At 34.7% G+C, this 15,379-nt stretch carries 13 protein-coding genes and 2 pseudogenes; 6 read left to right on the top strand and 9 right to left on the bottom strand.

The features are described 5' to 3' along the window. Positions 1-26: 26 nt before the first annotated feature. Complete coding sequence (locus tag IPN31_02500) at positions 27-932, top strand: FTR1 family protein (protein MBK8680777.1); 906 nt, start codon at positions 27-29, stop codon at positions 930-932. A 248-nt stretch (positions 933-1,180) separates the two neighbouring features. On the opposite strand, the pseudogene IPN31_02495 reads toward IPN31_02500, so the two are convergent. The 8 genes and pseudogenes from IPN31_02495 to IPN31_02460 form a co-directional block, all read right to left on the bottom strand. Beyond that, positions 1,181-1,959 (bottom strand): annotated as a pseudogene (locus IPN31_02495) (ABC transporter substrate-binding protein). A gap of 1 nt (position 1,960) precedes the next feature. Continuing rightward, complete coding sequence (locus IPN31_02490) at positions 1,961-3,328, bottom strand: pyridoxal-phosphate dependent enzyme (GenBank protein ID MBK8680776.1); 1,368 nt, start codon at positions 3,326-3,328, stop codon at positions 1,961-1,963. Between the two features lie 151 nt (positions 3,329-3,479). Continuing rightward, positions 3,480-4,115: a PorT family protein gene (locus IPN31_02485; protein ID MBK8680775.1), complete on the bottom strand. Its 636-nt coding sequence runs from the start codon at positions 4,113-4,115 to the stop codon at positions 3,480-3,482. A 177-nt stretch (positions 4,116-4,292) separates the two neighbouring features. Further along, a complete protein-coding gene (gene rplT, locus IPN31_02480; protein ID MBK8680774.1) occupies positions 4,293-4,637 on the bottom strand; it encodes a 50S ribosomal protein L20 in 345 nt (114 codons plus the stop codon). 11 nt (positions 4,638-4,648) lie between these two features. Beyond that, on the bottom strand, positions 4,649-4,846 hold the full coding sequence (gene rpmI, locus IPN31_02475) for a 50S ribosomal protein L35 (GenBank protein MBK8680773.1): 198 nt from the start codon (positions 4,844-4,846) through the stop codon (positions 4,649-4,651). A gap of 73 nt (positions 4,847-4,919) precedes the next feature. Beyond that, complete coding sequence (locus IPN31_02470) at positions 4,920-5,474, bottom strand: translation initiation factor IF-3 (GenBank protein MBK8680772.1); 555 nt, start codon at positions 5,472-5,474, stop codon at positions 4,920-4,922. Between the two features lie 12 nt (positions 5,475-5,486). Beyond that, positions 5,487-7,418, bottom strand: a pseudogene (gene thrS / locus IPN31_02465) (threonine--tRNA ligase). A gap of 62 nt (positions 7,419-7,480) precedes the next feature. Then, positions 7,481-8,476: a tetratricopeptide repeat protein gene (locus IPN31_02460; protein MBK8680771.1), complete on the bottom strand. Its 996-nt coding sequence runs from the start codon at positions 8,474-8,476 to the stop codon at positions 7,481-7,483. Between the two features lie 149 nt (positions 8,477-8,625). Between IPN31_02460 and IPN31_02455 the strand changes: the two genes are divergently transcribed. Beyond that, entirely contained in the window at positions 8,626-9,699 is a 1,074-nt protein-coding gene (locus tag IPN31_02455; GenBank protein ID MBK8680770.1) for a PD40 domain-containing protein, read from the top strand. 243 nt (positions 9,700-9,942) lie between these two features. Here IPN31_02455 and IPN31_02450 read toward each other — a convergent pair whose 3' ends face one another. Further along, on the bottom strand, positions 9,943-10,776 hold the full coding sequence (locus IPN31_02450) for a TlpA family protein disulfide reductase (GenBank protein ID MBK8680769.1): 834 nt from the start codon (positions 10,774-10,776) through the stop codon (positions 9,943-9,945). 371 nt (positions 10,777-11,147) lie between these two features. Between IPN31_02450 and IPN31_02445 the strand changes: the two genes are divergently transcribed. The 4 genes from IPN31_02445 to IPN31_02430 all read left to right on the top strand — a co-directional run bounded on the left by IPN31_02445 (position 11,148) and on the right by IPN31_02430 (position 15,256). Further along, on the top strand, positions 11,148-13,436 hold the full coding sequence (locus IPN31_02445) for a TonB-dependent receptor (protein MBK8680768.1): 2,289 nt from the start codon (positions 11,148-11,150) through the stop codon (positions 13,434-13,436). Beyond that, positions 13,436-13,855, top strand: a complete 420-nt coding sequence (locus IPN31_02440) for a VOC family protein (GenBank protein MBK8680767.1) — start codon at positions 13,436-13,438, stop codon at positions 13,853-13,855. Before IPN31_02445 ends, IPN31_02440 begins: the two co-directional genes overlap by 1 nt. A 78-nt stretch (positions 13,856-13,933) precedes the next feature. Beyond that, positions 13,934-14,266, top strand: coding sequence for a multidrug efflux SMR transporter (locus tag IPN31_02435; GenBank protein MBK8680766.1), 333 nt, complete (start codon positions 13,934-13,936; stop codon positions 14,264-14,266). A 36-nt stretch (positions 14,267-14,302) separates the two neighbouring features. Then, complete coding sequence (locus IPN31_02430) at positions 14,303-15,256, top strand: hypothetical protein (protein MBK8680765.1); 954 nt, start codon at positions 14,303-14,305, stop codon at positions 15,254-15,256. Positions 15,257-15,379: the final 123 nt, after the last annotated feature.

The raw sequence follows: 15,379 nt of genomic DNA, 5'->3' as shown, positions 1-15,379 counted from the left end.
ATCATAATTTTGAAAAATGAAAAGCAATGAATGAATTTATTATTACACTGCGTGAATGTTTGGAAGCTTCACTTATAGTTGGGATTATTTATACGGTGTTAGATAAAAAAAATTTAACGGAGCAGAAAAAGATGTTATGGCTTAGCGTTTTTCTTTCTTTAATTGCGTCCGCCATTTTGGGTGTTGGTCTGCATAGAGCAATGCAAAGTGTTGGCGATACAGGCCTGCAAGCATTATTAGAGGGTGTGTTTATGTACATCACTGCCGCACTTTTATTTTATGTGATATTCTGGATGAGTAAAAACCTGATGAGCAAAAAGCAAATTTCTGATCAGGCAAATGCTGCAATGGAAACGGGAAAATGGGGTGTATTCTTTTTGGTGTTTTTTGCAATTCTGAGAGAAGGATTTGAAACTGCTTTATTTCTTGTTGCGAGTACAAGTATTGATCAGGAATTTTCATATAGCGGATTTTTTGGCGGTATTATTCTCGCCGTATTAATAGGTTATATTATTGTAATACAAGGAAAGAAATTAGATCTCCGCAAATTTTTTAGTATTACTTCATTACTGCTCGTATTTTTTGCAGCAGGAATGATTGCTTATGGCACACATGAAATGCATGAGTATGTTGAAGCAAGAGAAGCCATACAAAATCCGGGCGCTGAAGAAAAAGAAAATAAGGTGTATGATATTTTCAAATCGAAAACTGCAGAAGATAATCCAAACACTTTTTGGTATAAGCAGGATGGAGAAAAGTATATTCATCTACTGCATGATAAAGGACGTGTTGGTGTATTTTTTAAAGGACTGTTTGGATATAATTCCGATCCGATTTGGATAGAAGTAATTCTTTGGTTTTTGAGTTTATGTGCAGGGATATTTTTCTGGTATAGGATGTATAAAGTGAAACCGGTGGTGGCAGTTCGGTAAAATATTTTGTAGAACGTTTTATTTGAGGTCTGCTTATTTATGTTTTGACCCACCTCTTATCCTCCCTCAAACAGGGAGGACGTTTGTGCAGTGATTCTATCAAATGATTGGTTTAATGAAAAACAAATGTTCTACTTTAGATAAGAAGAAATAAATATCAATTTGATATAAAAACTTCAAAAGAAAGATGAATTATCGCTCTCCCTGCCTTCGGTAGGTAATCTTTTTAAGGGAGAGTAAGGAGAGGGTCAAGTATTCAGTGAAGTAAAATATTTCCAGCAGTATTGCAAACGGCTACCATACCATGAAAACATTTCGCCATCTACTATAATGATTTTTGTATTGGGAACAATTGCTTGAATTTCTTCTAAATGTTTTTCTTTAAATGGATAGGGCTCTGATGAAAGCATGATTATTTCCGGTTGCAATGTTTGTATTTCTTCAACAGTTAATTTCGGATAGCGATTTAAATCACCAACTGCATTTTTATATCCTGCTTGTTGCAACATATCATGAATAAAAGTATCGTTGCCAACTGACATAAAAGGATCTTTCCAAATCAGGTATAATGCACTTTTATTTTTTAAATTTATTTCTGATGTAAACAGTAGTTTTTCTTTTTCTATATTTTCAATAATGGATTTTGCTTTTCTTTTTGTATTGGTTATTTCTCCAATTGCAGTTATCATTTGCAATGCATCTTCAAAATTATTTACATCACTAATCCAAACAGGAATTTTTTTTGCAAGTGTTTCTATTTGCTCTTTTACATTTTCTTCCTTGTTGGCAATAATTAAATCGGGTTGCAGATTTTCAATTACTGACATCCGCAGATTTTTTGTTCCGCCAACAATTGTTTTTTTTTTGTTAGTCCGATGGGATGAACACAAAATTTTGTGATACCAACAAGATTTTCCTTTAATCCTAAATCACAAAGTAATTCAGTTTGCGATGGAACTAATGAAATGATTCTCTCCGGAAAATTTTCTATAACAATTGTTCTTCCCAGTTGATCAGTGAACTGCATCTTATCCTTTGCTCAATGCATTTAAAATATCGTGGCGGGTGATGATATATGTTTTATCCAATTTAAAATCTTTCACCAACACTGCTTCATTATCTGCATTTATCATTTTTGATAATGACTCCAAGGGTGTTGAAATATCAACAAATGGAAAAGCAGAACGCATTGCACTGCGCAAATCAGCTTTGCATATATCCGGATTTTGTACTACTTGTTCAAACAAATGTTTTTCATTTACTGAGCCTACAATTCTTCCATTGTCCGAAACCGGAATTTGCGAGTAATCAAATTGTTGCATCAATACAATTGCTTCCTGTACTGTTTGATTTACCGATAAAGTTTTTAATTCAGAATTCAACACAGTAGAAGCAAGTTCTTTTGCAGTTAATCCATGGCGATCGAAATAACCCATTTTCAGCATCCAATCGTTGTTAAACATTTTACCGAGATAACGAGTACCATGATCTACAAACACCACAACTACGATATCACCTTTTTTAAATCTGTCTGCCATTTGTATTATGCCTTGCAATGCAGCCCCGGAAGAATTCCCAGCAAAAATTCCTTCTTCTTTTGTGATGCGTTGCGTCATAACCGCTGCATCTTTATCAGTAACTTTTTCGAAATAATCAATTAAACTAAAATCTACATTCGCAGGTAAAAAATCTTCACCAATACCTTCAGTTACGTAAGGATAAATTTCATTTTTATCCAACACACCTGTCTCTTTCATTTTTTTATAAATACTACCGTACGTATCAATTCCTAAAACTTGTATTGCAGAATTTTTTTCTTTCAAAAATTTTCCAACACCGCATATTGTTCCACCGGTTCCGACACCCGCAACAAAATGTGTAATTTTTCTATCAGTCTGTTTCCAGATTTCAGGAGCTGTTGATTCATAATGTGCTTTTGAGTTTGATAAATTATCATATTGATTTGGCTTCCATGAGTTGGGCACTTCATTAATTAATCTGGAAGAAACAGAATAATAAGAACGTGAATCTTCTGGATCCACATCCGTGGGACACACAATAACTTCAGCACCAAATGCCCGCAATGCATCTGCTTTTTCTTTGCTCTGTTTATCTGTTGTTGTGAAAATACATTTGTATCCTTTAATGATTGCAGCAATTGCCAAACCCATTCCTGTATTGCCGCTTGTGCCTTCTATAATTGTTCCGCCCGGTTTTAATGCGCCTGATTTTTCTGCATCCTCAATCATGCGTAAAGCCATGCGATCTTTAATGCTATTGCCCGGATTAAATGTTTCCACCTTCGCTAAAACAGTTGCAGGAATATCTTTTACAATGCGATTTAATTTTACTAATGGTGTATCACCAATCGTTTCTAATATGTTATTCTTCCACATGATGCAAAGTTAGGAAAATGAGGGAGGAGGGAAGTGGAGTAATGTAGAATTGTTGAAATGAGTAATCGTGTAACTGTGTAATTGAAAAGGTTAGCGGTGGTAATTTGATATTTAAATATACTAATTGATTTTATTATTAGTATTTTATTTTTTATTTGGAAAAAGTAACACCACTAAAAGCTAAAGAAAATGTTATCGTATTAAATTTCAATGTTTGCAATTCAGGATTCCGATTTATATTGGTTAGACCATAAGAATATTTTAATTCGGGAGAAAGAATAAAATGTTTTGTCTTATTTTGAAATCCTATTCCAAAGTCAATAGCGATGTCGGAATTATTTCCATATTGAGTGCTTATAGGAGGCGATTTTGATAATGGTAATTTAATGTTTGGTCCTGCAAAAACATAAGGTTCAATATTTCCACTTCCTATTTTATAATCAAAATGCGTCATGATGTTTAAGCTTATTGGAAAAATTTCATAACTATAAATTGAATTATCCAGATTTATAAAATCAACACTACTATTGTAAAATGCCAATTCTAATTTCGGTGAAAATATGAAATCCGGAGATATAGAATAATCCATTAATACACCAAAATTAAATCCACCGCCATTGCTAATGGATGCATCCGTTGGAAGTAGTTCTATTGATTTTAAATCAGAATAATTTGCACCCAGATTAAAACCAAATTTGAATCTACTCTCACACATTCCTTCATAAGTTTGAGAGAAGGTGAGGATAGAACATAAAAGAAATAAAGTTAAAAGGGCTATATTTTTCATTTGTGTAGATTGATTTGTAAATAAAAAAGTATTGGTTATATCATTCAACAATTATTTTTTTCCAAAACGGAAATGCAAAAATTATATTTTGGATTTAGCCTGTCATTGAATCAATTAATTCAAAAATAAAAAAGCCCCGTTTTACAACGAGGCTTTAAATGCGTTTCGCAAAAAATATTATTTCACTTTATTCACTATCTCATCAAAGGCAGCCGGACTGTTCATTGCTAAATCAGCCAATGCTTTTCTGTTCAAGTCAATATTATTTTCTTTCAACTTATGAATGAATGTGCTGTAACTTAATCCATGTGGACGCACTGCTGCATTGATACGGGCAATCCATATCTGACGGTAAATTGCTTTCTTGTCCTTACGGCCAACGTAGGCATATTGCAGTCCTTTTTCAATAGCATTTTTTGCTACCGTCCACACATTTTTTCTCCTGCCCCAATATCCTTTGGCAAGTTTCATCATTTTTTTGCGCTTCGCTCTTGAAGCTACATGGTTTACTGATCTAGGCATTTTATTTTAATTTACGCTAATCCTAAAATTCTTTTAATTCTTGGTTCATCCGCCTCGTGTACTAAATGAGTTCCTCCAAGACGGTTTTTACGCTTTTTACTTTTTTTCGTGAGAATATGGCTCATATAAGCTCCCCCTCTCTTTATTTTACCAGTGCCTGTAAGCTTAAAACGCTTCTTTGCACTACGGTTTGGTTTCATCTTCGGCATAACAGATACTTTTATTTTCTCTTAAAATGGGATGCAAAGATATAGAAAATCTCCTGAGAAAAGCGGTGATGATTTATTTTTTCTTTGTCTTGGGGTTAAATGTAATGTGCATGCGCTTTCCTTCTAATTTCGGCATCGCTTCCGGCACACCAGATTCTTCAAGTCTTTGCGCAAATCTCAATAACAATAATTGACCTCTTTCTGCAAACACAATTGCTCTCCCTCTGAATTGTACCCAGGCTTTTACTTTGGATCCTTCCAGCAAAAACTTCTCAGCATGCTTGGCCTTAAATTCAAAGTCATGCTCATCGGTATTGGGTCCGAAGCGAATTTCTTTTAATTCCTGCTTCTTTGCCTTTGCTTTTATTTCTTTGTCTTTTTTCTTTTTCTCGTAAAGGAATTTTTGATATTCCACAATACGACATACAGGGGGATCAGCATTAGGTGAAATTTCAACTAAGTCCAGTTCTGCATCTTGAGCTAACTTGAGTGCTTCTTGAATGGAGTAAACTCCTGGTTCGATGTTTTCGCCTACCACCCTTACTTGTTGGTGACGGATTTCCTGGTTGATTTTATTAGGGTACTGTTCAGTTTTGGGTCTGAAAAACCTTGGTTCTCTTCTTTGCAAGTGTTTATTGTTTTATGAAAAAATTGTTTCTACTTCTTTATTAATCATCTGCACAAATTCATCTATTGTCATACTTCCTTTATCTCCTTCACCATGTTTTCTAATGGATACTGTTTCGGAATTCATTTCATTTTCACCGATAATCAGCATGTAAGGTACTTTCTTTACTTCAGCATCTCTGATTTTTCTTCCAATCTTCTCGCCTCTCTGGTCAAATAGGGTGCGAATTTCGTGATTTTTAAATACATCTAATATTTTTTGGCAATAGACATTGTATTTATCACTGATTGGCAACACTGCAACCTGAGCCGGAGCAAGCCAAACAGGAAAGTTTCCTGCGTAATGTTCTATTAAGAATCCGATAAAGCGCTCATGAGTTCCCAATGGTGCCCGATGAATAATGATTGGCGTTTCTTCTTCATTGTTGGAATTCATGAATTTTAAATTGAAACGTAAGGGTTGTGCAAAATCCACCTGATTTGTTGCAAGTGTAAATTCACGGCCAATAGCGCTCCAAATCTGCACATCTATTTTTGGTCCATAGAAAGCAGCTTCATCTGACACTTCTATATAAGGTATTCCGGAACGGATTAAAACCTGACGTACCATATCCTCTGTTTTCAACCACAATGCAGATTCGTCCACATATTTCTGACCGAGTTTTGCAGGGTCGTGAGTGCTGAAACGCATTACATATTTATCAATACCAAAAATGTCGAAATATTTTAAATACATATCATTTACAGCTTTGAACTCTTGTTCAAACTGTTCTTCGGCACAATAGATATGTGCATCATTCATCTGCAAACTACGCACACGCATCAAACCAAATAATTCGCCACTCTGCTCGTAACGATAGCAGGTTCCATATTCTGCTAATCGCAATGGTAAGTCTCTATAGCTGCGAGGCAATGCATCAAAGATTTTATGATGATGAGGACAATTCATTGCTTTTAAATAATATTTCTGTCCGTCAATATCCATGGGGGAAACATGCTTTCCGCATAATAAGGAAGATGTCCACTTTTTAAATACATACTTTCTTTAGCAATATGCGGAGACTTTACTCGTGAGTATCCAGCTTTAAATTCTGTGCGCTTTGCTAATCTTTCCAACTGTTCAATCATCACTCCGCCGTTAGGTAACCACAATGGCATACCTGGCCCCACATCATCATCGAAAGTAAAAATCTCTAACTCCTTTCCAATTTTTCTATGATCACGTTTCTTCGCTTCTTCCAGCATTGTGATATAGGCATCCAATTCCGATTGTTTTGGGAAAGTGATACCATACAAGCGAGTAAGCATTTTATTTTTTTCACTTCCTCTCCAATATGCACCTGCGATATTTGTGAGTTTCACTGCTTTAATAAAACTCGTATTTGGAATATGAGGCCCACGACATAGATCAACAAAATTCCCTTGCGAATAAAAAAGTGATTTTGCCATCTTCCAATTCACTTATTAATTCAAGTTTATATTGATCGTCTTTTTCAGTGAAATATTCCAGTGCTTCTTTTTTGCTCACTGCTTTGCGTACATACGAATTACCTTGTTTTGCAAGTTCCTGCATTTTCTTTTCTATCAATGGTAAATCTTCCGGGGTTAATTGTTTGTCCCCAAGATCTACATCATAATAAAATCCATTATCAATTGGTGGACCTATACCGAATTTCACTCCGGGGTATAATGCTTCTAAAGCCTCAGCAAGAAGATGTGCTGATGAATGCCAAAACGATGATTTACCTTTTGCATCATCCCATGTCAAAAACTTTACTGTTGCATCATTTTGCAAAGGACGAGTAGCATCCCATATTTCACCATTAATATCTGCACTCAATACTTTGCGTGCTAAACCTTCGCTAATGGATTTAGCGATATCTAAAGCAGTAACACCAGCTTCATATTGTTTTACTGCGCCGTCGGGAAATGTTATATTAATCATTGTTTAATCTGCATTTAATGCTTTCAGTCGCTCAGTAGCTTCTGTTAATTCAGGGTCTAAATTTACGGCCTGTTTATAATTGGAAATAGCTTCATCCATTTTTTCAATTGTTCCGCACATAATCCTTTGCCGTAATATGCAATTGCTCTTGCGGGAGATTGTTTTATTGTAAGGTCAAAATAGCGATAAGCTTTTTCTATAGAATCTATACCGAAATATATTGTGGCGAGATTATATAATGCATCGGCATCCTGCGGGTCATCAACAATTATATTGCGATAGTAAGAGATAGCATTTTCTAAATCACCGGCATCTTGAAAATATTTTGCAATACCATATTCAGCTTCTTTGCTTGTATCATTTACAGAAATTGCATTGTTATAATATTTAATTGCTATCGGATCTTTTTTAGCGGAATATAACATTCCCAATTGCATATAAGCATCATAATAATCGGGATCCACTTCGGTACATGTTTGAAAACTAGAAATTGCTTTTGCTGTATCACCGGTTTCTTTAAAAATTAAACCTTTATAGAAATAAGCATCAGCATTTTGAATATCCAATTTCAATACTTTATTGTAGGTGTCAATTGCCAAATTATATCTTGGTTTGGGCAACAGAAAATATTCTAATGCCAATGCATTTAATACATCAATGTTCTCCGGACTGTGTGCAATAAACCGTTCTAATATTAAAATGGAACCCTCGGGATTACTCATCTCAAATAAACAATCAGATAAACCAAGTGCAAAGGGTGCATTCAGACTATCCATGTGATACGCTTTTTCATAATCCTGTAATGCAAATTTCAAATTACCATAATTAAAATAGGCATTTGCACGATTAAAAACTAAACCTGCATTGTTAGGGTCTTTTTTTATTTGTTCCGTTAATGTTTCAATTTCCGGTGTGAGTTTTTCAATCATCACCAGCGAATCCGTTGAGGAATTTTTGGTTTTAAAAAACACAGAATCCTGCATCAGCAAAGCGGTAATTCCCAATACTAATATGAGACCGGCAACACCATATACCCAAACCGGTTGATTTTTAAACATACTGCAAAGGTAGCAAATGCGCCTGTTGTAGAGAATAGAATTATAATAATACTTTGTTTATAGGTGAGTGACTTACTACCTTTGCGGCTCAATTAATAAAATAGATTATGATAGGCAGATTATTGATATTTCTTATAGTGATTATATTGATGCTTTCTTTAACACAATATATTGCAAAACATCAGAAAGTTGAAGTTGCAGAAGTTGTAAAAACTGAAGCACCGGCAAATACCAATACACTGATAATGCCCGGCGAAAAGCATTTTAAAAATATATATCAAATATCTTTTGGTGGCGATAATGCAGAGGCTTACTGGAGTTTTAATAATAAAATGATTTCTTACCAACATCGCAACAAATCGGAGGGTGAAGATTGTGATCAGATTTATTATGGTGTTGTTCCCAATGAAAATGGAGATATAAATCGCACGATGGTGAGCAATGGAAAAGGAAGAACAACCTGTGCGTATTTTATGCCGGGTGATACAACTATTTTATATGCATCTACTTTTTTAACTGTGGATTCTTGTATTGAAGATCCTGATCGCAGCAAAGGATATTTATGGGGTGTATATCATTCCTATGAAATATTTGTAGCGGATTTAAAAGGCAATGTTGTAAAACAACTTACCAATAATAAATTTTATGATGCAGAAGCAACTGTTTCACCGAAAGGAGATAAAATTGTTTTTACAAGTGATCGCAGTGGCGATTTGGAATTATATACAATGAATATTGATGGCAGCAATGTAAAACAGATTACAAATACTTTGGGTTATGATGGTGGTGCTTTCTTCTCGCCTGATGGAAGTAAAATTGTATTTCGTGCTTCACGTCCGCAAACTAATTCTGCACAAATGCAATACAAGGAATTGTTGAAACAAGAATTTGTAAAGCCAAATGAAATGGAATTATTTGTGTGCAATGTAGATGGTAGTGATTTAAAACAAATCACTAGTTTAGGTGGTGCTAACTGGGCTCCATTCTTTCATCCTTCCGGCAATAAAATTATTTTCTCTTCCAATCATGTAACTCAGCGCATGCCTTTTAATTTATTTATGATTAATCTCGATGGCAGTGGCATGGAACAAATATCTTTTGATACTGTATTCGATAGCTTCCCAATGTTTTCTTCCGATGGAAAACGCATTATCTTTTCAAGCAACAGAAATAATCACGGAACAAGAGATACGAATTTGTTTGTAGCAGAATGGGAAGAGTGATGTGCAAATGTGAGAATGTGCTAATGTGCAAATTAGCTGATTAGCCAATTAGTTGATTAGCCGATTAGCTGATTATTAAAACGCTTTAGACTTTTGAAAAAATAATTTTATAATTGATAAATGCATTTAGGAATATATTACGAATTTATAAGCCCATCGGCTAATTGGCTAATCGGCTAATCATTTTCAAATGGGCTAATCAGCTAATCAATCATTCGCACATTAATTAATTTGCACATTAACCTACAGCATCTTCGCTAACATCTTTTCTAACTCATCGCCTTTCAGATTATGCGCAATAATTTTCCCTGAGGTATCCAACAACACACTATGTGGAATTGAATTAATACCATATAATGCACCGGCTGCATTATTCCATCCTTGCAAATCGCTCACTTGTGTCCATGTAAGTTTATCATCACGCACTGCAGTTAACCATGCGTCTTTATTTGTATCGAAGGATACGCCGAACACAGTAAAATTTTTATTCTTATAGGTATTATAAATGCGTACAATATTCGGATTTTCTTTGCGACATGGTCCACACCAACTTGCCCAAAAATCTACAAGAACAAACTTGCCACGAAAATCTTTTAATGAAACAGGTTTGCCATCCGGATCCATCATTGTGAAATCAGGAGCTATTTCTCCAACTGCACTTTTTGCAAGTATGTCTCTGCGTTCAACCAATAGTTGAGTGTATTTATTTTCGGGAATTGCAGCTTGAAATCCATCGGCCCATTTTGAAAGTTCTTCAAACGAACAATCATAAATTAATTGTCGATTTACTAAATATGCTGCAACAGGAGAAGAAGGATTTGCATTAATATATTCTTTCACAATTTCAACTCCTTCTTCATATATCATTTCTAACTGTGCATTTAAACTATCATTGCGTTCTTCACTCATAAATTTACCTTCACCTTTTATCTCCTGAAAAATATAATCCATGCGTTCATCATTTGCTTTTATTTTTGAATTAATTGCTGCATAACTATCGTGAATTTTTGATCCGATTACTTTAGCATCTTCCATACTATCAATATTTAATGTTATCTGCATTTTAGAATTCTCCATAAAAATTCTTGCATATGTATCATTATTATTTATCCGCACAAAATACATTTCAGGTTGATTAATAGTATCGCTGAAATTGAATGCACCATTTTTTATTTCTGATGAATCCACCTTCACCAATTCTCTGTCTTCCTCTTTTAATAAATAAGCAGTGCCCTCATTCACACCACTTACCATACCTTCAATTGTAAATCCGGTTTGCTTACTTTCGTTGTTAGAATTGCAAGCACTTAATATTATCAAAGCAGCAATAAATAGATTCTTCATTTTTGTATTTGGATTATGTGTAATATTATATTTTGTAAAATGACCGTACAAAATTAATTTTATTTTAAGACTACCTGCTTATGATAAAGGCTACACTCTTTTTAATGTTCTCCATCTTACTGTTTTATAACAATTGCATTGCACAAACAGGTACCTTGCAAGGTATACTTTACGATAATGCTACCAACGAAACTTTGGTAGGTGTAAATATTTCCACACAAGATAATCATGGAGTTTCCAGCGATGAAAATGGTAACTATTCAATTACATTGGATACAGGCAAATACACTATCACATTTTCTTTTGTCGGTTATCAAACCAAAGAAGAAATAATAGAAATTTTCTCGGGTGATGTAATCGATAAAAAAATTTATTTAAAACCGGATGCACGAGAACTCGACATAGTGGTAGTCAGCGGTAGCTTATATGAAAAACCACTTACGGAAGAAACTGTGAGTATGGAAGTTTTAAAAAGTACTCTGATAGAAAATACAAATGCAGTTTCATTGATTGATGCAATTACAAAAGCTCCCGGAATTTTTATGTTGGATAATCAGGTAAATATTCGTGGCGGAACAGGGTTTACTTATGGCGCAGGAAGTCGTGTAATGTTGGTGGTGGATGATCAAATATTATTAGCAGCAGATCGTGGTGATGCAAAATGGAATTTTGTACCAATGGAAAATGTGGAGCAAATTGAAGTGATAAAAGGTGCATCATCTGTACTGTATGGAAGCAGTGCTATGAACGGGGTAATTGCCGTGCGCACTGCATGGCCGGGCTCCAAACCTTATACAGCTATTTCTGCTTATCAAGGAATTACATCGCCACCAAAAGAGGCATATAAACAATGGTGGGATGAACCGATTTTGCAAACAGGCATAAACTTCGCCCATAGGCAGAAATTTGAAAAAATTGATTTGGTTTTAGGTGGCCATGTGAGTAAAAATGGATCTGCATTAGAAGGTGAATTTAGTGATCGTGCAAGATTTAATTGGAAGACAAGATTTCGTACAAAAAATCCCGAGCGATTAACGTTTGGGATTAATGGAAATGTGATGTATGACAATGAAGGTATTTTCTTTTTATTTATGAATGGCGACACAGGAATTTATCGGCCATTTGGCGGCGGATATGATCAACCAACAACAACTACTTTATTAAACTGGAAATTTATTTGGACAACGATAGATCCATGGTTGAATTTTAATGATAATAATGGTAACGAGCATAAGTTTAAGATGCGGTATTATAATAATAACGTAACCTATACCGATAGCACCGGCGGCGATTCCTATTTAGTAAATCTCGACTATCAATATCACCGGGAATTTCAAAATGATTTCTTTGTTACTGCGGGATTTTCGGGCTATCGGTTTCATGTGAGAGATGATGGTCTTGGTGATCACGATGGATTCTCCGGTGGGTTTTATGCGCAGATAGAAAAGAAAATATTCGACCGCCTCACCTTTAATTTTGGCTTTCGGGAAGAATGGTATTTATTGGATACTACCGAAGCATTATCTGCACCAATTATTAAAGCGGGAATTAATTATCGTGCAGGACCATCCACTTTTTTAAGAGCTTCTTTTGGTCAAGGATATCGTGCCCCGAGTTTGGTAGAAAAATATGCGCAAACCAATTTAGGAATTCTATTAATATTTTCCAATCCTGATATTCTTCCTGAGTATGGTTGGAACGGTGAAGTGGGTATAAAAAAATCGTTATTTCTAAACAATTGGAGTGGATATGCCGATGCCGCTTTTTATGTAACCGACTATTATGAAATGACCGAATTTACATTTGGATTGTATGATGATTTAGGTCCACCACTAATTGGGTTTAAATCTTTAAACATCGGTCGTTCAAGAATGGCTGGCTTTGAATTAACACTTGTGGGTGATGGAAAAATTTTCGGCAATAATCTTTCTGTTATATGCGGATATAATTATGTGTATCCTGCAAATTTAAATGCAGACTCATCGCTGTATCAATGGGGGAATTTCTTTAATAATTTTGTGTATGGTTTTAATCATAAAGATTCTGCTTTTGTAAGTACTGTTTTAAATTATCGCTTTCGTTATATGTTCCGTACAGATTTAGAATACACCATTAAAAAAGTAGCTATTGGTGTAACAATAAATTACTATTCATTCATGGAAAATATTGATTATGTATTTGCTGATTTTGGTATTCCTCCGGGCTTGCAGGATTTCCGTTACGAGCATGTAAATGGCGATTGGATTTTTGATGCACGAGTGGGTTATGATATCAATACGCATATTCGTGTGCAAGCTATGGTTAAGAATATTTTTAATCGAGAATATGCATTGCGGCCTGCAAAAACAGATCAACCTGCGAATTATACGTTATTATTTAAATATACTTTCTAATGGAAAAAAGAGTAACAGGTATCGGCGGTATTTTCTTTAAAGCAAAATCTGATAACAAGAAATTACAAGAATGGTATTCTAAACATTTGGGGTTAAAAAATGATCCGGTGAATGGAATATTATTTCAATGGAGTTCTCCAAATGATCCCACTAAAAAAGGGGAAACTGTTTTTAGTATTTTCGATAAAGAAACCACTTACATCAATCCGGGTAAGAATGAGTTTATGATAAATTTTCGTGTAAAGGATTTGGAAAAATTATTAATCGTTTTAAAAGAAGAAGGTGTAGAACTAGCTGGTGAAATGGAAGTGTATGATTACGGAAAATTTGCATGGATAATGGATCCTGATGGCAATAAAATTGAATTATGGGAAGCACCAGAAAGTTCAGGTTTTAGTGGGGCTATGGATATGGAATAGAAACCTATTTAAAAATATATTCTGATATAAGGTGTGAAAAGCTTGTTGTAATGAAGTTGTTGAAAAATTATATAAAACATGAATTGGATTATTCTCATCATCGCCGGATTTTTTGAAACTGGATTTGCATTTTGTTTGGGTAAAATGAAAACTGCGGAAGGTGTTGCAAATACTTATTGGTTTACAGGATTTATTATATGCCTAGTAATCAGTATGCTATTATTATATAAGGCTACACAAACACTACCAATCGGAACTGCTTATGCGGTTTGGACGGGCATTGGCGCTGCGGGTACTGCAATTGTAGGCATACTATTTTTTAAAGAACCTGCCGAATTCTGGCGATTATTTTTTATCACTACACTTGTCATCTCTATCATAGGATTAAAGTATGTAACTGCTGCACAATAAAGGTTTTTTAATTTAGCAACAAATAACATTATCAATATGCTGATCAGTGGTTTTACAATGGCAAAAAATGTATCGAAGCTATACTATCCTATCAAAGCTTCCATCATGTCTGTGTTGCCGATTGTAGATGAATTTATTGTTGCTCTCGGTGATTGCGATGCAGATGATACCACACGAAAAGAAATTGAAAGTATAGGCTCGGAAAAAATAAAAATTATTGACACAGTTTGGGATATAGAAAAATATCCGAATGGAATGGAGAATGCACATCAAACTGATATTGCAAAAAATCATTGTAAGGGAACTTGGTGTTTATATGTGCAGGCAGATGAGGTTATTCACGAACAATATTTAGAAACAATAAAAAGTAATTGCGAAAAATTTAAAAGCGATTTAGAAGTAGAAGGATTTCTATTTAACTACATTCATTTTTGGGGAGATTATAATCATCATCAACTTGCACATGGTTGGTATAAAAATGAAATCCGTTTAGTGCGCAATCATCCGGATATTCATTCCTGGCAATCGGCACAATCATTTCGACGTATCCCAAATTTTGATGGCTTGCATTATCGTCAACATGCAGACACGTATAAATTAAAAGTGATTAAAATTCCTGCATACATTTATCATTATGGTTGGGTACGACCACCACATTATATGCAGAAGAAAAAGAAGGCATTGGATACCATTCATAAAGGCGATACAAAAGCAGGTGAAATGTATAATACCCGTGCATTAGAATTTGATTATGGTGCACTGGGAAATGTACCGAAATTTAAAGGCACACATCCAAAAGTGATGCAGGAAAAAATTGCGCAATTCGATTGGGCAGAAGAATTAAATTATTCTAAAAAACAAACCAACCCGAATGCAGAGAAGATGAAACATGATAAATTAAAAACAAAGTTCATCACTTTTGTAGAACAACACATTTTAGGCGGCAAAGAAATTTTTGCTTCTAAGAATTATGTGTTGCTGAAGAGGTAGAAGGATGTTATCACAAAGATTCTGTGGTAACACAAATCTTTTGGTGAACAGATGATTGTGGTGGAATGAAGGGAGTAGTGGGTATCGGGTATTGAGTATGAGTAAAAAAAATGAAAATTAGTT

The sequence above is a fragment of the Bacteroidota bacterium genome, from assembly GCA_016715425.1.
Lineage (GTDB): Bacteria > Bacteroidota > Bacteroidia > Chitinophagales > BACL12 > JADKAC01.
The sequence above is the reverse complement of the archived record's forward strand: the minus strand, read 5'-3'. Positions and strand labels throughout refer to the sequence as shown.